The following is a 16,627-nucleotide window of genomic DNA, read 5'->3' as shown; positions in this document are numbered from 1 at the left end:
TTTTCTCCCGGCCAGATCGGGACTTTCTAAATAACTTGAGCCGGTTTGTAAACAATTGGCCACCTTGAGGTGCGATTATGCGAAAACTAGCGGCTTTGATGTGCATGGCCCTGATCCTGCTTTCCTGCAAAAAGGCCGAGGTCGAAGACTTTTTCTATCCGGAAAGCCCTGATTACCATATTACTGAGCAGTCCGGCTTCAGCGTGACCCTGACCGGAGAGGAGCTTGACCCTGATCTGTTCTTCCGGACAGTGGCGGCTGACGACTGCTTCAGGCATACCGCCAGAAAGATCCTCCAGCTCCAGCCTCTTGTCAGGGGAAGTTATGCTGACCGCTCTGATCCTGATTCCGGCTTTTTCCGGTTCCAGGGAGAGATTGATCCGGTTATTGCCCCGTTGACCGGGGATCTGGTTCAGGAATTCCAGTGTTCAGTAACGGTTTATCCTTTTTTCAGCTCGGCCGGGGAAATTGTTGGTCTGGAAGAGGAAAGAACCATTGTGGCCAGAGGTGACAGGGTCACTCTGCTCCTTTTTGAGACGATTCCAGAAGAGTTACCAGCCTATTTTTTCGTGGGGCGCAGGGTGACTGAACAGGGCCGGAACCTGATCAGCATCTTCGGGTCCGGGAAAATAATCCAGGTGGTGGATGATCCAGGCTTAGAGCCTAATGCCGGATATGACAATTCCACCCTGGCCCAGGGTCTGATGATGGAAACCAGACACGAGGTCAACAGAGAGGATCTGATATTTCTGGCCAATATGGACCTGGCCGCCCGGAAACGAACCACTGTTCAGGAGGAGCCAGTTCTGCCCACGCCCATGACCGATGAAGTCATGGTCAAGCCCAGGACCAGGGAGCCGGTCCCGGTCCCAACGGAGATGAAGTGAGATGGCTTTAGAAAAGTATTCCGTGCTGGTGGTGAACGGACCCAACCTCGGGTACCTTGGTCAAAGGGATACTGGTGTTTACGGGACCAGGGGCATGGATGAACTTTCTGCAATCCTCAAGAAAGACCATCCAGGGCTGCTGGACAGGGTAGAGCTGGATTTTTTTCAGGCCAACGGCGAAGGGCGGATCATCGACAGACTTGAAAGTGCCTGGCAGAATAAAACCAGAGGAATGGTGATCAATCCCGGAGCATTGACCCATACCAGTCTGGCTCTGGCAGACTGCCTCGGCTGGATCAAGATTCCCTTTGTTGAAGTCCATCTGAGCAACATCTGGAGCAGGGACCGGATCAGGCAGCAAAGCCTGACTGCCCGCCACGCCCTCGGGGTGGTTGCCGGATTCGGGATCATGAGTTATATCTATGGATTACAGGCTGTTGTGGATTGCCTGGATGCCAACAATACCATTGCGGAGGATGAATAATGCTTTCCACCACTGACTTTCGAAAAGGTCTTAAGATCGAAATCGACAATACTCCCTATGAAATAATGGATTTTCTGCATGTCAAACCTGGTAAGGGTGGAGCCTTTGTCAGGACCAAGCTGAAAAATCTGCTGACCGGAGGAGCCATTGACCAGACCTTCCGTTCTGGTGAAAAGGTGGGCAAACCAGACATGGAAACCAGGGACATGCAGTATCTTTATCATGATGGAAGCGGTTTTGTGTTCATGGATATGAGCACCTATGAACAGGTGACCATCCAGGATGAGGCCATGAAAGACAAGGGCGGCTTTCTCAAAGATGGTCAGACCGTCAAGACCCTGTTCTACAACGGACAGCCCCTGGACATTGAGCTGCCTGCGGCAGTGGTACTTCAGATCAAGGAGACTGAGCCCGGCATCAAGGGAGACACTGTGTCCGGAGCATCCAAGCCAGCTACCCTGGAAACTGGGGTGGTCATAAATGTCCCTTTGTTCGTGAATCAGGGGGATATGGTCAAGGTGGACACCCGTTCCCGGGAATATCTGGGCAGAGAGTCTCAGTAAACCCGAGATGTTATTCTGATGGATGGAAGCAGACTCTTACGAGAACTCCCGGCCCTGCTGCTGCTGTTTGCAGCCGTGTTCCTGGGAGTGAGCCTGGCCGGTTTTTCTCCCCAGGACCCGACATTTAACCACCATCCCGGCACTGGTTCTGAAATCCTTAACCCAGTCGGAAAAATAGGGTCATTCACAGGAGGGACCTTTGTTGAATTCCTGGGCATGGGGGCCTTTGTCTGGCCTGTGGTCCTGGTGTATCTTTCCCTGGTCCTTTTCCGTCCTTCCCTGAAGATCCTGTGGTGGCGCTGGGCCGGACTGGTTATTCTTTACCTCTGTCTGCTGGTCTGGGCCGAATTTCCCGCAGTCAAGGAAGGCATTGCCATCCTGGGAGTGGAGGGCGGCGGTTTTGTCGGCAGGATGATTTATTCCTGGTCTTTTTCAGTCCTATATTTCTGGGGAACATTTCTGACCAATATCTTTCTGACCCTGGCCGGGCTGCAGCTGGCTACGGGCTTTTCCTGGGCCTTTCTTTTTTCCAGGGCTGGTGAGGCAGTGCGGCAGGCAGATCTGCCTGGATCAGCAGCTGATCTCAAAAAAAAACTTACTCCCAGGGCCGAAAAAGGCAGCTCATCCCACAGGGAACCAGAAAAAAAAGACCAGAGCCGGACAAGTCCGGTCAAGCCTGGTCCGGTCCGGGCTTCAGAGCCAAGGATTAAAAATAATGATCTGACCGGATACGCCCTTCCTCCCCTGGACCTGCTGTCTGCTGCCAGCAACGATGGACCCCTGGTTGACCGGGAGCGCTTGACAGAGATGTCTGCAGCCCTCAAGTCCTGTCTGGAAGATTTTTCGGTTCAGGGCGAAGTGCAGCATGTCCAGCCCGGACCAGTGGTGACCATGTTCGAGTTCAAGCCAGCTCCGGGAATAAAGATCAGCCGGATAGCCAACCTGGGCGATGACCTGGCCCTGGCCCTCAAGGCTTCTGCAGTCAGGATTGTGGCTCCTTTGCCCGGCAAAGACACCATTGGTGTGGAAATACCCAACGAGCATCGGCAGATGGTCTATCTGCGGGAGATTCTGGAGTCTCCTGTATTTTACAAGGCCAAGCTCAAACTCCCCCTGGCCCTGGGCAAGGATATCCAGGGACAGTCCAGGGTGGAGGACCTGGCCCGGATGCCTCATCTGCTGGTGGCTGGAGCTACCGGAGCCGGGAAAAGCGTCTGTCTCAATTCCCTGATCTTAAGCCTTATCTTCAGATTCACACCTGACGAGCTCAAACTTCTGCTTATAGATCCCAAACGGATTGAACTGGCGGTCTACAACGATCTCCCCCACCTGGTTCATCCGGTGGTCACAGATATGCACCTGGCCAAAAATGCCCTGGACTGGGCTGTGTTTGAAATGGAAAGCCGGTATGACCGCATGGCCAGAATGGGAGTGCGCAATATCGAGGGATTCAACCAAAAGCTGGCTTCCATGGGCCAGGAGCGACCAGAAGGTCTTGAAGACCTGGAGCCCATGCCTTACCTGGTTTTGATCATTGATGAAATGGCTGATCTGATGCTTACCGCAGCCAAGGAAGTTGAAGTGGACATAGTCCGTCTGGCCCAGCTGGCCAGGGCCTCGGGTATGCACATCATCCTGGCCACCCAGAGACCTTCGGTTGACGTCGTTACCGGGATAATCAAGGCTAATTTCCCGTCGCGCATAGCCTTCCAGGTCAGCTCCAAGCATGATTCCAGGACCATTCTGGATGCGGTTGGAGCGGAATATCTCCTGGGTCATGGTGACATGCTCTTCAAGAGCAGTGGTGGACAGCTCCAGAGGACCCACGGCGCTTTTGTGGACGAAGACGAGATCGCCAGGGTGGTGGATTTCTGGAAGAGCAAAGGAAATCCTGAGTTTGACCTGGACTTTGCTCAATGGAAAAAAAATGATTCCAGTAACGGCCCGGACGGATATGAAAATGATCCCATTATTGATGATCCCAAGTATGTTCAGGCTGTAGAGTTCATCCTGGACCAGGGAAAAGGTTCCATTTCTCTGATCCAGAGGCGTTTTCGCATCGGCTACAACAAGGCCGCCCTGTTCATTGAACAGATGGAAAAAGACGGCATCCTTGGCCCTCAGGAAGGAAGCAAACCCAGGCAGGTCTTGAAGAAGCAGTGAGCATAGATCACATCAACCCCCTGAAATGCAGTGCGTCATTTTTCAGATCCATCCCTCCCCCAGGGCCTTCTTCCCTGGCAAAAGCTGGTCGGGGCTTATGTCCTGGGGATCTGGTCACTGAAGTATCCCTGGGTCGGACTGTCCGCCCTTGTCCTGCTGCTCGCCTTTGTTCCCTTTAAGAAACAAGTTCGGCTGAATTTTCTGATTGTTCTGGCCTTTATGGTCGGTCTTGCCCTGGTCTGGATCAGGCTACCGGCAGTCCCTGATTTTGTTCCTGAGCAGATCAAGTCCAGTGAGAGGGTGGTGGTTCAGGGACAGGTTGAAAATGTTGCCTTTTTGCCCGGACAGCGGCAAAGAATCATTCTTGGTGACCTGGCCCTGGGCAGGGGAGACAGGACTGAAGCTTTAGCCGGAAAACTGGTCTGGACCTGGCAGGACGCTCCAGTTTCCCTCTTTCCCGGACAGCTGGTCCAGGCTCACCTGAATGTCCGGCCAATTCAGGGTCTGGCCAATTTCGGGGTCTGGAACAGTGAGTTTTTCTGGAGAATTCAGGATGTGCACTGGAGAAGCTATACCAGGGGCGGGCATTTCTGGCGTGAGCTGGACGGTGATCCAGGCAGGTCGTCCAGATCCAGACAGATTCTGAAGGAACAGGTCAGTTCAGGGTATGATCTTTCAGGCCTTTCCGATCAGAGGCGGGAGCAGGTGCAAGGGCTTGCCCTGGCTCTGTTCTTTGGCGACCGATCTCTGGTTGACCCGGGCCTCATGGATACTATCCGCCTGGCCTCTCTGGGCCACAGCCTGGCCCTTTCCGGTCTGCACCTTGGAATAATGGCCGGTATGGGCTTTGTCCTGGCATGGCTGGCAGGCCTGATTCATCCAAGAATCTATCTTTTTTTCCCCTACACAAAGCTGGGTGTTCTCCTGGCTGCCCCCTTCTGCCTGACATATATCTGGATGGGCCAGGCACCCCCCACTCTGATCCGGTCGGGGATCATGTTTGCCTGCTGGGGGGTTCTTTTGTTTATGAACAAAAGACGGGTGCTTTTGGACGGACTTTTCATGGCTGCGGGCATAATCCTTGTTCTTGATCCGTGGTCAATCTTTGATCTCAGGCTGCAATTGTCCCTGGCTGCTGTGGCCGGAATAGCCCTGTTTCTGCCGATCCTGGAAAACTGTCTGCAAAGAGTCCGGGTCTTATGGGAATGCAGGACTTCACGGTACTTTCTGGGTCTTGCCGGAGTCACTTTGGCAGCAAACCTGGCCCTGCTGCCGATTCAGGCCTGGACCTTCAATTATTTAAGCCCTCATCTTTATCTCAATCTGGCCTGGCTTCCGGTCCTGGGGCTGGTCATCCTGCCGGCCGGGTTTGCCGGTCTGTTTATCTCCTTTATTCCTGGTCTGGGATGGCTGGGAGATATTCTTTTTTTTATTTCAGGCCACAGTCTGAACATGTTTATCAGTATTCTGGAATTCATGGTCCACAAGGACTTCCTTCATCCCATAGTAACTCATCGGCCTGCCTGGCAGCATACCTTGGTCTACTGGACCCTGCTGACAATGATGATCTATGCCCGGCAAATCAGCCTGAAAAACAGGGCTCACCTGCTGGGGATGGTTTTTCTGGCAGGACTGATGGCATTCCCCATGGTCAAAGCCATCCAGGACCCTGGACTAAGGCTCAGGATTCTGGATGTAGGCCAGGGGCAGGGAGTAATCCTGGAGACCCCGGACAGAAAGAGAATAATCATTGACGGTGGAGGAAGCTGGAACCCGGAATATGACCTGGGCAGACAGGTGGTGGTTCCTTCCCTGACCTGGAGAAGATGGCCTCAGGGAGTTGACTTGATGATCTTAAGCCATGCCCATGTGGATCATTACGGTGGTCTGGTTTATCCTCTTAAATATCTGGGGGCGGATCAATATCTGCATAACGGGATCTGGCCCGGCCAGGTGGACACGGCCAGGATCAGGACAGCTCTGGACAGGCAGGATGTGGCAAGGGATATTCTGGCCAGGGGGGATGTTCTGCAGCTGACTCCGGACCTGGCTCTGGAGGTGCTCCATCCTGAAGACCAGCCGGATTATCCCAGGCTCAACGATACATCTCTGGTCCTCAGGCTGATCTGGGACGGTCATGGCCTGGCCCTTATTCCCGGAGATCTGGAGGTACAGGGCATAACTGATCTGCTTGCCACAGATCAGGATCTGTCTTCAAAGGTGCTTATTGTTCCGCACCACGGCAGCCGGACCAGTGCCGATCAGAAACTTTATGAGCGGGTCGACCCGGATCTGGCTGTTGTTTCCAGGGGATTCATGAACAGGTTCAATTTGCCCCACCAGGAGGTCATGGACATAATTACCTCCCGGAACATTCAGTTTTTTGATACTGCTGTGCACGGGGAAGTGGTCATAACCTGGAAAAGACCTGACACTGAACCAGAAATCAGCTGGGCCCGGTCCCGAACCGGTCCCCAGGGGATACCGTACTGGTTTTAGAGTGACTTTAGAAGTTGAAATTCAGCTTTTCCAGGACCAGGTCCATGGTTCTGCCGGCTTCCTGTAAAGCCTTTTTATTGCCTGTATCCAGGATTTCCTGGATCAGTTCCGGTTTGTCATCCAGCTCTCTTCGCCTCTCCTGCAGAGGAGTCAGAAATTCTTCCAGGTGGGTCAAAAGAATTTTTTTGCAGTCCACGCAGCCCCATTTGGCACCAGTGCAATTGGCCTTGATCTCCTGTCTTGTTTCTCGGGGAGTCATGAGCCGGTGGTACGGGTAGAGGTTGCACACCTCAGGGTCGCCAGGGTCTGATTTGCGCATCCGGTTGGTATCGGTGAGCATGGACATGACCTTGGGCCGGACCGAGTCCATTTCCTCTCCCATGTAGATGCAGTTGCCATAGCTCTTGCTCATTTTGCGCCCATCCAGGCCCGGAAGCTTGGCTGTCTCAGTCAGCTTGGCCTGGGGCTCGGGGAAAAAGTCGCTGTACAGGTGATTGAACCTGCGGGCGATTTCCCTGGTCAGCTCCAGGTGGGGCAGCTGATCCTGGCCTACTGGAACAAAGTCCGGTCGGTAGATGAGGATGTCTGCTGCCTGAAGCACAGGATAGCCCAGAAAGCCGAAGGTGTTTAGATCCTTGCTGACCAGTTCCTGTTTGACTTCCTTGTAGGTGGGATTCCTTTCCAGCCAGCCCAGAGGAGTAATCATGCCCAGGAGCAGATTGAGCTCAGCATGAGCTTTGACCTGGGATTGCTGGAAGATGACACACTTTTCAGGGTCCAGGCCGGCTGCGTACCAGTCCTTGACCAGTTCTCCTACAAAACCCTTGATTCGGTGGGGGTCGCTGTATTCGCTGGTCAGGGCGTGCCAGTCAGCAACGAAATAATAACAGTTATAGTTATTCTGAAATTCCACCCAGTTTTTGAGCACTCCAAAGAAGTGCCCCAGGTGCAAAGGGCCGGTGGGCCGCATGCCCGAAACTACTCGTTTTTGCTGGTCTAGAGCCATTTATGAAAAACTCCTGAAATGCTATAGTACGAATTTGTATACAAAATTTAAGACGTAGCCAAAGATGTGCCCGAAAACTCCCAGGAAGATCAGCAGGATCAAAATGATGAAGCCGTACTTTTCCAGCTGCATGAACTTCCCAGCTACTGGGCCGGGGAGAAATGTGGCCAGTATCTTGCTGCCATCCAGGGGCGGAATAGGGAAGAGATTGAATATGCCCAGGATGATGTTCACGATGATGCCGTAAAAACAGATGAGCATGGCCGGCTCAAGCACTGCTGCGGCCGGGCCGGTGGAAAAGACCGGCTGCAGGGCCAGGACCAGGTTGAAGAGGATATAAAAAAATACGGCCAGGCCGAAATTGGCCAGGGGACCGGCCAGGGAAACCCAGAAGATCCCTTTTCTCGGGTCTTCAAAATATGAGGGATTGATGGGAACAGGTTTGGCCCAGCCGATCATTCTGGTCAGAACCAGGACCAGGGTGCCCATGGGATCAAGGTGTTTCAGAGGATTGAGGGTCAGCCGGCCGGCGTTCTTGGCTGTAGGATCGCCAAAGCGGTAGGCCACATAACCATGGGCCACCTCATGAAAAGTGATGCCCATCAATAGGGGAATGGCTACAATGGCCAGCTCCCTGATCATCTGTGCAATATCAAACATAGCTCATGTGGGCTAACATCATAACCGGATTTGGGCAAGAAAAAAGCGCGGCTGGTAATATTCAGGGCTTTTTTTTGGCTTCAAGCATTCCCTTGAGCTTGTTTCGCTCCACCATGGCCTGGTTGATCTTGTGCTGGATTTCTTCCATCCGGTCAGGCAAAGCTTCGGCCAGTTCTTTTTTCAGGCTGGAGAGTTCTTTTTCATACCTGTAGAGCTCAAGGGCAATCATGCGGATGGACATATGTGATCCCTGGTCTTTCCCTTTTTGTAGGCAGTCCCCTGGAACGTGGCCACCAGTTCTCCGGATTCATTTCTGACCTCAACCAGATATCCGGACAGGGTCCGGTTGGAGAATGTTTCCCTGGCCGTGGCAGTCAGGGTTTGGTCTTTTTTGGCCGGCCGGATGTAGGAAATAGTTGCATTGATGCCCACAGCAACTTCCTTCCGGGAATTGGCTGCAGCAGCAAAGGCCAGGTCGGCTAGGGTGAAGATGGCTCCTCCGTGGGCAAAACCCAGGCCGTTAAGATGCTTTTCCTGGATATTCACCCTGGCCCTGGACGAGCCTGAGGAAATTTCTTCCAGAACTATTTCTGCATGCCCGGCAAATCTGTCATACTGGGTGATAAAGTCTTTTACGTCTTCCATGGGTTGGTGTATACAGCCAACAGTCAAGATTGACAACAATGTGGTCCGGAGGTTTTCCGGTCAGAAAAAAAAGGCTGGTACTTGATATGGAAATCAGTGTTGGACTCAATATATGGCTGCAGGCCAAAGAAGAAACAGTATTCTGCCATGGACGGGCGTTGCTTCTGCAGGGGATTAAGGAACAAGGCTCCCTCAGACAGGCTGCCAAGAACTTGCGGATGTCCTACCGGGCAGCCTGGGGTAAGATCACCAAGACTCAGGAGATCCTCGGCTTTGAGCTGATAACTTTGACCAGGTCCAGACCACGGAGGTACGGACTGACCAGACGCGGACAGGAGGTCTTGTCAGCGTACTGGTCCTGGCGCAGGCGCATAGATAAGCTGACCGCCCTTGAATCTGAGGAATTTATCAGTCTTTTTAAATCCCTGCCCCAACAGTAGTGATCATCTCAAGACGCCAGTCCTATCCTGCCTGGGATTTTGCTTAACCACCTTTTCCTGAGGCAAGAAGAGGATTTCTGGTGGCGAGTCGTTTATCCTTTGTCAATTCTATGTTTTTTTAAACATAAATTTACAACCCTCCTGTATCTGTTAATTTTAGCATGTAATTCATAGTCCAGCCCTGTGGAGACGTTCAGGATCTGGTTGTCTTTTTGATCCGGGGCGCACCGGGCTGGGTTGTTGTCCGCTGAAAACGTAATCAGGAGGGAGGTTGATGATGAAAAAGCTGTTTCTATTGTTTTGTCTGGCAGGGTTTATTTTTTCAGGTCCAGGGGTTATTCAGGCTCAGGATAAAGTCATAACAATGAGCACCACCACCAGCACCGAGGCTTCCGGGCTGCTTGATTATCTGCTGCCTGAGTTTAAAGAGGACACAGGCATCACGGTCAGGGTCATGTCCAAGGGAACTGGTGCAGCTCTCAGAGATGGCATGGACGGAAATGCAGACGTGGTCTTTGTCCATGATGTGGAAAGGGAAAAACAGTTTGTCGAAGATGGTTACGGCACCAAGCGTTATTATGTCATGTATAATGACTTTATAATTGTTGGGCCTGAGATTGACCCTGCAGGGATCAGGGATGCAGATAATGCAGCTCAGGCCATGAGCCTCATTGCCCAGGCCAGGGCGCCATTCGTTTCCAGAGGGGATGACAGCGGGACCCATGCCAGAGAGAAACAGCTTTGGACTGAATCCGGACTGGAACTCAACAACGCCCAGGAGCCAAGGGACGGCAGTGGCTGGTATTTTTCCATTGGACAGGGCATGGGCGCTGCGCTGCTTTTTGCTGAAGAGCAGAATGGATATGTTCTGGCTGACAGGGGGACTTACCTGCACTACAAGCTTGGCCGACAGGAAACTTATGACCTGGGGATAGTTTATGAAGGAGGGGATATGCTCCAGAATCCTTATGGAGTTATTCCGGTCAATCCAGAAAAGCACCCCCATGTTAAGTATGATTTGGCCAGGACACTGGCTGAGTGGCTGGTTTCGGACCGGGGGCAGGAAGTGATCGGCTCCTATCAGCTCCACGGCCAACCCTTGTTCTTTCCTGATGCCCGGTAAACAGGCATTTGCGGATCAGATCTGGTTTAGTGAAATTCAAACCAGCCCGTCGTAACCTTGTGATTGCCTTACCCCGCTATCTGCCTGGCAGGTAGCGGGCTCGCAATGACAGGCTTGTCAACGATTGTAGTTTAATTTCCTGCTTCGGTCAGGGTTGTCGCTGAAGGTGTAGACGGTGCATGTTGTGCAAAAAAAGCATGGCAGTAGCTTTGAAGATATGAAAAGGTTATTTTGCAGTTAAGGTCATGGATGATCAACATGCACAGTTGTCTGAATGATTCAGGACCCATAAACAGCACAATTAGTCAGGCTTTTATGCTGTATAAGGATTCTAGCTGATGGATTTTCTGGTTCAAAGTCTGGGCGAGGCCATGCGTATGCTCTGGTCCCTGGACCCTGAACTTTATTTCATTGTTTACATATCGCTTTATGTAAGCTTTTTTTCCACCCTGGTGGCCTCGATACTGGGCGTACCTCTGGGTTTTGTCATTGCAGTCAACGAATTCAGGGGAAAAAGAGGCGTAATCACGGTGTTGAACACCCTGCTGGCTTTGCCAACCGTGGTCATTGGTCTTTTTGTTTATGCTTTTTTGTCCCGCAGGGGAATGTTGGGACACCTGGGCCTGCTTTATACACCAGCGGCCATAGTCATCGGCCAGATCATCCTGATTCTGCCCTGGGTGACCACCTTTACAATATCTGCAGTAAGCAGGATTGACGCCAGGTACCGCAGAACAGCCATGACTCTGGGTGCTAATGTGATTCAGACTTCCCTGGCCATTGCCAGGGAAGCACGTTTCGGGATTCTGGCTGCGATTATTGCCGCATTCGGCAGGGTCATCGCTGAAATCGGGATTGCCATGATGCTGGGCGGCAATATTAAGGGTTTCACCAGGACCATGACCACGGCCATGGCTCTGGAACACAATAAGGGAGAATTTGTCCTGGCTGTGGCTTTGGGAGTGGTTCTTTTGTTTGTCAGTCTGATCATGAATATTGTCCTGCAGGTGGTGCAGGGCAGGTATGGAGGCAGCCGGTGAGTCTGTACGAATTGAAAGACCTTAAACAGGTCTTTGGAAACCGGACTGTGCTGGATATTGAGCATCTTCATCTTGATGCAGGTGGCAGTTATGCCCTGCTTGGTCCCAATGGAAGTGGCAAAACCACATTGCTGCACATCCTGGCCTTTCTTAAGCCCCCGTTTTCAGGCCAGCTTTTTTTTTCCGGTCAACAGGTTCAGTGGAAGGAAAAATATCTTTACCCCCTGAGGCGCAGGGTGGTGCTGGTGGATCAGCACCCCATCATGTTCAGCACCACTGTTTTAAAAAATGTAGAGTACGGTCCGAAAATGCGGGGGTTATCCCAGGATAATCGTTCCAGGCTTGCCGTGGAGAGTCTGGAACTGGTGGGGATGAAAGAATTTGCGCATCGCCCGGCGCATCTGCTTTCCGGGGGTGAGACCCAGCGGGTGGCCATTGCCAGAGCCATTGCCTGCCAGCCTGAGGTCATGCTTTTTGACGAACCCACAGCTAGTGTAGACGTGGAGAACCAGGCTCTTATTGAAAGGGTGGTACAGGATATACGTAATGAGCTAGGAATATCCATTATATTTTCAACCCATAAGAGGCTGGAGGCTGCGAGACTCAGTCAAGAAAAGGTTTTTATGTTTGAAGGCAGGCTGAGTGGCCCTGGAGGGGAAAATCTGCTTACCGGGAATATTGTTCATGAAAATGATCAACCAGTCTGCATCCTGGGTGATCATGTCAAACTTAAAGTGGAGACCGGGATAAGGGGAAGGTGCAGAGTTTTTGTCCGGCCGGAAATGATTCGGATATCTGACTTGAGACAAGACCAGAGAGTATCAAGTAATTCTGTGCATACCGGAAAGATTCAGCAGATGACTGCTGAGGATAATCAGATAAAGGTGCTTTTGGATGTGGGTTTTCCCATAAGAACTATTTTGACCCCTCAGGATGTTGCGGACAAGCGGTTCTTGGTGGGGGATGAGGTCAGGGTTGAGTTTGAAGAAGGTGCAGTGGAAGTAGGGTAATAATAGTAATGTGATTGATTGATGGAGAAAAGACATGAAAAGGTTAAGATTGAGTTTTTTTGTGGCGGTTATTGTTATACTTGTTGCCACAAGCGCAGCAGCTGGAAAGATCACGTTGTACGCAGCAGGAAGCCTCAGGTCCGCCCTGGGAGATGTAGCTGCTGCCTTTGAACAGTCAACCGGAAATGTCGTGACCACTGAGTTTGCTCCATCTGGACTCTTACGTCAGCGTATTGAGCAGGGAGAAAATGTGAATGTTTTTGCCTCGGCCAACATGGAACATCCCATGACTCTTGTCAGTAACGGACAAAAGGGGCCGGTGGTGCTCTTTGCCAGAAATAATCTCTGCGCTCTTGCTCAACCAGCTGTTAAAGTTTCCCCCTCCAGCATGTTGGAAGTTTTACTGGATCCTGAGACTCGGGTCGGAACCTCAACTCCCAGGGCAGATCCATCAGGAGATTACGCCTGGGAATTGTTTCAGCGGGCAGACAAGGTTGAACCAGGAAGCTTTAAAAAACTTTCGGGAAAGGCCCTGCAGTTGACCGGCGGCCCTGACAGTCCTGCAGCTCCACTGGAACGGAACCAGTATGCTTGGGTCATGGACGAGGACAGGGCCGATATTTTTCTAACATACTGCACCAATGCGGTCCTGGCAAAAAAAGAACTTTCTCAGCTTCAGATCATCCATATTCCCCAAGAATTGGCAGTGGGTGCTGATTACGGCCTCATCGTTCTTGATGGTTCACCTGAGGAAGCCTGGCGTTTTGCCATGTTCATATTAAGTCCTGAAGGCCAGTCCGTATTATCGGATCACGGTTTTATTGCAGAGGCACTGCCTGTAAAATAAGGTGATGGTCGGGTGAAAGAAAAGCAAAGCAGCGGCAGATAACATGGTTTTTCTTATAGTAAACATTAATTACTTTTCTGATCCTGCTGTTTGACATTGAGAGAGGTAAGGGTGGATTTTGCAGATATGATTATGGGCAGGTCAACCTGCTACATAAATGGGGACTGGGTCATAGCAGACTCGGGCAGGACCATGGATGTTGAAAATCCATCCTCTTTAGAGGTTCTGGGACAGGTGCCTGATTGTGGAGGGGAGGAGACTTCCAGGGCGATTGAGGCGGCCTGTGCAGCTTGGCAGAACTGGAGACAGAGGACCGCTTTGGAGCGATGCTCATTAATTATGGATTTTTATGGGCTGGTCCTGGACCATGAAGATGAGCTGGCCAGGCTGATGACCCTTGAGCAGGGCAAGCCTCTGGGAGAGTCCAGGAAAGAGATCAGGTCTGGAGCCGAGTATTTGAGATGGTTTGCCGAGGAAGGCAGGCGGGCATATGGAAAAATAATTCCTTCGCCATGGCGGGAAAAACGTATTCTGGTCAGCCGCGAACCGGTCGGGGTGGTGGGAATCATCACACCTTGGAATTTTCCCGCAGGGATGATTTGTCGCAAGGCAGGCCCGGCACTTGCGGTTGGTTGTCCTGTAGTGATTAAGCCGGCCAGCCAGACTCCATTTTCTGCACTGGCATTGGCAGAACTGAGCCAGCAGGCGAGAATACCCAAGGGAGTGTTTAATGTAGTGACTGGGTCGCCTGTAAAAATCGGGGCAGAACTGACATCTAACCCCAAGGTCCGTAAAGTCAGCTTCACCGGTTCAACCCGGGTAGGAAAAAAATTGCTGCAACAGTGTTCAGGCACAGTAAAGAAAATCTCCTTGGAACTTGGAGGAAATGCTCCTTTTCTGATTTTTGAAGATGCTGACTTGGAACTTGCAATTGAGGGAAGTATCAAAAGTAAGTTCCGTAACGCTGGACAAACCTGTATTTGCGCTAACCGATTCCTGGTGCAGGCAGAAATATATGATGTCTTTCTTGCCAAATTTTCCAAGGCAGTCAGCAAGCTGCAACCAGGTGATGGCTTAAATGAAGGCTCTGATTTAGGACCACTAATTGATGAGGCGGCAGTGTCCCATGTGGAGAACCAGGTTGCTGATGCTGTGCAAAGAGGAGGCCGGCTCCTCATTGGCGGACAGCGTCACAGTCTGGGGGGCAATTTTTACCAGCCTACTGTGATTGCAGACATCCGGCCCAAAATGCTCCTGTTCAAGGAAGAGACGTTTGGACCACTGGCACCGGTTGTTAAATTTGAAACAGAGGACCAGGCGATAGCCATGGCCAACAACACTGAATACGGTCTGGCCGGGTATGTATACACCAGGGATCTTGGGAGGGCCTGGCGGATATCCGAAGCCCTGGAATTTGGTTTGGTCGGTGTAAATGACAGTCTTATTTCCACCTGCGAAGCCCCCTTTGGAGGGATCAAGGAAAGTGGTTTCGGACGGGAAGGATCCTGTTACGGGTTGGAAGACTACACGGTTCTCAAATATACCTGCATGGCCGGGATGGGATGACAGGAACTGGTTTTGCCCCAATATTATAATACCTTTCTTTCAATATTCTCTGCAGTCTGCTCATCATACTCCCCCATGTTATAGACCCGGATCTTGGTGCTGCGGGGGAATTCCTTCTTCAAGAGGGTCTTGAACAGTTTTTTGATCTTTTTCATGGGGATATTTTCAAACCGCTCCTGGAAATACCCGTTTTCAATGATCAGAAAGTCATCCTCTCCTTTTTTGACCAGCAGGACAAAGCGATTGCGCTTGTAGGTCCGGACGTCGAGATAGTGGCCTACGGGCAGGTTCTGGAGTCTCTCCAGAATGGCAGGGATGCTGCTGCTTTTGTCAATCATTGGCAGATGTCAGATGGTTAGGGGTTCGGCCGCATCAGGGCAATCAATGCAACAGGTTGCCCTGGCTGGAGAAAAAGTGTACCTGACTTTTCCTTCAGGGAAAACCCCTAGTCAGTTCAATTTATGACCTGGTTGGGTCAGACGGCAGAGGCCTTTGCCGGGCTGGCCAGGGACATAAAGATGATCCCTGACTTGAAAAAGGAGTTTTACTATAAAATGTCCATAGATTTTCATACCCATGTTTTTCATCCCAAGATAGCGGACAAGGTTTTGGATCAGCTTAAGGATCATTACGGAATCAGGCCGGTGGGCACCGGACTGGTGGAAGATCTTTTTGGTTTTCTGGATCAGGCCGGGATTGACAGGGCAGTGGTCCACACAGCCGCAACCAGTCCGGACCAGGTCATCCCGGCTAACAACTGGGCCCTGTCATTGAACCGGGATTATCCCAGACTGACTGCTTTTGGAACCATCCATCCAGGTTATACTCAATGGGAAAAGGAGCTGGACAGGCTGGAGCAGAAGGGAATTAAAGGAATCAAGCTGCATCCGGACTTTCAGGGTTTTGATCTGAATGATCCTGGGCTGGGACCGATTTTTGAGACCATTGGACAGCGATTTATCATGATGTTCCATGTGGGAGACCGGCTGCCACCGGATCAGAATCCATCAAGCCCGGGCAAGCTGGCCAGGATTAAAAGCAATTTTCCGCTGTTGAATATTGTGGCCGCTCATCTTGGCGGCTATCTGCACTGGGAGGACTCCATAGAGCATCTGGCTGGTACTGATATTTATCTGGACACCTCAAGTTCCTTGTCCTTTATAGACAAGGGACTGCTCAAGATCATCCTGGACAGGCATCCTAGGGAGCGTCTTTTTTTCGGGAGTGATTATCCCCTTTTTGATCCAGGCCAGGAGGTGCAGATGCTGCAGAAAAAGGCCGGATTAAACGATGTTCAGATAGACCAGATTTTGAATAATGGCAGGAAGTTTCTTGGGGAATTTGTTTCCGGCCTGGAAAATTAAACTCCGGTCTGCAGGCGCCACCCAGCACCTGGCAGACCGGAGTTACGACCTGAAAAAATCTCAGGCCGGGAGGAGGGGCATGGTCAGCTCAGGTTTCTGCCGGACCTGAACAGTCTGGCAAAAACTTCTTTGCGGTTGTAGAGTCTGGGTCCCACGCTTGAGACAGCCCTGGGATGAAACTGGTTGGGCCGTTCATGGAACAGGTAGATGACCCGGACCGCATTGGGGTCACCAAGGACGGCATTGGGGTATATCTTTTTGACTTCAGCCAGCCTTTCTTCAGCCAGCTGCTTCATGTCATCCAGATCACCGAAATGCATGGTCCCGGTC

At 51.5% G+C, this 16,627-nt stretch carries 17 protein-coding genes and 1 pseudogene; 12 read left to right on the top strand and 6 right to left on the bottom strand.

Annotation, left to right across the window (positions count from 1 at the left end):
* The first annotated feature begins 77 nt into the window (after positions 1-77).
* From P771_RS0113935 to P771_RS0113915, 5 genes are read left to right on the top strand one after another with little or no spacing between them, the layout of a single operon-like run.
* Positions 78-887, top strand: a complete 810-nt coding sequence (locus tag P771_RS0113935; RefSeq protein ID WP_150112209.1) for a hypothetical protein — start codon at positions 78-80, stop codon at positions 885-887.
* A 1-nt stretch (position 888) separates the two neighbouring features.
* Complete coding sequence (locus tag P771_RS0113930; RefSeq protein WP_028575619.1) at positions 889-1,371, top strand: type II 3-dehydroquinate dehydratase; 483 nt, start codon at positions 889-891, stop codon at positions 1,369-1,371.
* On the top strand, positions 1,371-1,934 hold the full coding sequence (gene efp, locus P771_RS0113925; RefSeq protein WP_028575618.1) for an elongation factor P: 564 nt from the start codon (positions 1,371-1,373) through the stop codon (positions 1,932-1,934). Before P771_RS0113930 ends, efp begins: the two co-directional genes overlap by 1 nt.
* A gap of 18 nt (positions 1,935-1,952) precedes the next feature.
* Entirely contained in the window at positions 1,953-4,097 is a 2,145-nt protein-coding gene (locus P771_RS0113920) for a DNA translocase FtsK (protein ID WP_028575617.1), read from the top strand.
* Between the two features lie 30 nt (positions 4,098-4,127).
* Complete coding sequence (locus P771_RS0113915) at positions 4,128-6,596, top strand: DNA internalization-related competence protein ComEC/Rec2 (protein WP_028575616.1); 2,469 nt, start codon at positions 4,128-4,130, stop codon at positions 6,594-6,596.
* Between the two features lie 7 nt (positions 6,597-6,603).
* Here the strand turns inward: P771_RS0113915 and trpS are convergent, their stop codons facing one another.
* From trpS to P771_RS0113895, 4 genes are all read right to left on the bottom strand, one after another.
* A complete protein-coding gene (gene trpS, locus P771_RS0113910) occupies positions 6,604-7,602 on the bottom strand; it encodes a tryptophan--tRNA ligase (RefSeq protein ID WP_028575615.1) in 999 nt (332 codons plus the stop codon).
* A 21-nt stretch (positions 7,603-7,623) separates the two neighbouring features.
* Positions 7,624-8,262: a site-2 protease family protein gene (locus P771_RS0113905; RefSeq protein ID WP_028575614.1), complete on the bottom strand. Its 639-nt coding sequence runs from the start codon at positions 8,260-8,262 to the stop codon at positions 7,624-7,626.
* A gap of 61 nt (positions 8,263-8,323) precedes the next feature.
* On the bottom strand, positions 8,324-8,503 hold the full coding sequence (locus P771_RS0113900; RefSeq protein ID WP_028575613.1) for a hypothetical protein: 180 nt from the start codon (positions 8,501-8,503) through the stop codon (positions 8,324-8,326).
* Complete coding sequence (locus tag P771_RS0113895; protein ID WP_035244722.1) at positions 8,488-8,907, bottom strand: PaaI family thioesterase; 420 nt, start codon at positions 8,905-8,907, stop codon at positions 8,488-8,490. The genes P771_RS0113900 and P771_RS0113895 overlap by 16 nt, the downstream gene beginning before the upstream one ends.
* Positions 8,908-8,993: 86 nt before the next feature.
* Between P771_RS0113895 and P771_RS17755 the strand changes: the two genes are divergently transcribed.
* From P771_RS17755 to P771_RS0113865, 6 genes are all read left to right on the top strand, one after another.
* Positions 8,994-9,347, top strand: a complete 354-nt coding sequence (locus P771_RS17755; protein ID WP_161635988.1) for a winged helix-turn-helix domain-containing protein — start codon at positions 8,994-8,996, stop codon at positions 9,345-9,347.
* A 274-nt stretch (positions 9,348-9,621) separates the two neighbouring features.
* Positions 9,622-10,470, top strand: coding sequence for an ABC transporter substrate-binding protein (locus P771_RS0113885; RefSeq protein ID WP_244147338.1), 849 nt, complete (start codon positions 9,622-9,624; stop codon positions 10,468-10,470).
* A gap of 338 nt (positions 10,471-10,808) precedes the next feature.
* A complete protein-coding gene (locus P771_RS0113880; RefSeq protein ID WP_028575610.1) occupies positions 10,809-11,510 on the top strand; it encodes an ABC transporter permease in 702 nt (233 codons plus the stop codon).
* Positions 11,507-12,520, top strand: coding sequence for an ABC transporter ATP-binding protein (locus P771_RS18500; protein WP_051617359.1), 1,014 nt, complete (start codon positions 11,507-11,509; stop codon positions 12,518-12,520). Before P771_RS0113880 ends, P771_RS18500 begins: the two co-directional genes overlap by 4 nt.
* A 34-nt stretch (positions 12,521-12,554) precedes the next feature.
* Positions 12,555-13,367: a molybdate ABC transporter substrate-binding protein gene (locus P771_RS0113870; protein ID WP_028575609.1), complete on the top strand. Its 813-nt coding sequence runs from the start codon at positions 12,555-12,557 to the stop codon at positions 13,365-13,367.
* A 111-nt stretch (positions 13,368-13,478) separates the two neighbouring features.
* Positions 13,479-14,933 (top strand): NAD-dependent succinate-semialdehyde dehydrogenase, encoded by a 1,455-nt coding sequence (locus tag P771_RS0113865; RefSeq protein WP_028575608.1) that lies wholly within the window; start codon positions 13,479-13,481, stop codon positions 14,931-14,933.
* Positions 14,934-14,956: 23 nt separating this feature from the next.
* On the opposite strand, the gene P771_RS0113860 is transcribed toward P771_RS0113865, so the two are convergent.
* Positions 14,957-15,271, bottom strand: coding sequence for a hypothetical protein (locus P771_RS0113860; RefSeq protein ID WP_028575607.1), 315 nt, complete (start codon positions 15,269-15,271; stop codon positions 14,957-14,959).
* A 216-nt stretch (positions 15,272-15,487) separates the two neighbouring features.
* Between P771_RS0113860 and P771_RS0113850 the strand changes: the two genes are divergently transcribed.
* On the top strand, positions 15,488-16,297 hold the full coding sequence (locus P771_RS0113850) for an amidohydrolase family protein (RefSeq protein WP_028575606.1): 810 nt from the start codon (positions 15,488-15,490) through the stop codon (positions 16,295-16,297).
* A gap of 83 nt (positions 16,298-16,380) precedes the next feature.
* Here the strand turns inward: P771_RS0113850 and P771_RS18955 are convergent.
* Positions 16,381-16,627 (bottom strand): annotated as a pseudogene (locus P771_RS18955) (4Fe-4S dicluster domain-containing protein); the annotation flags it as partial.

The organism is Desulfonatronovibrio hydrogenovorans DSM 9292, assembly GCF_000686525.1.
In the GTDB taxonomy this organism is placed as follows: domain Bacteria; phylum Desulfobacterota; class Desulfovibrionia; order Desulfovibrionales; family Desulfonatronovibrionaceae; genus Desulfonatronovibrio; species Desulfonatronovibrio hydrogenovorans.
The sequence above is the reverse complement of the archived record's forward strand: the minus strand, read 5'-3'. Positions and strand labels throughout refer to the sequence as shown.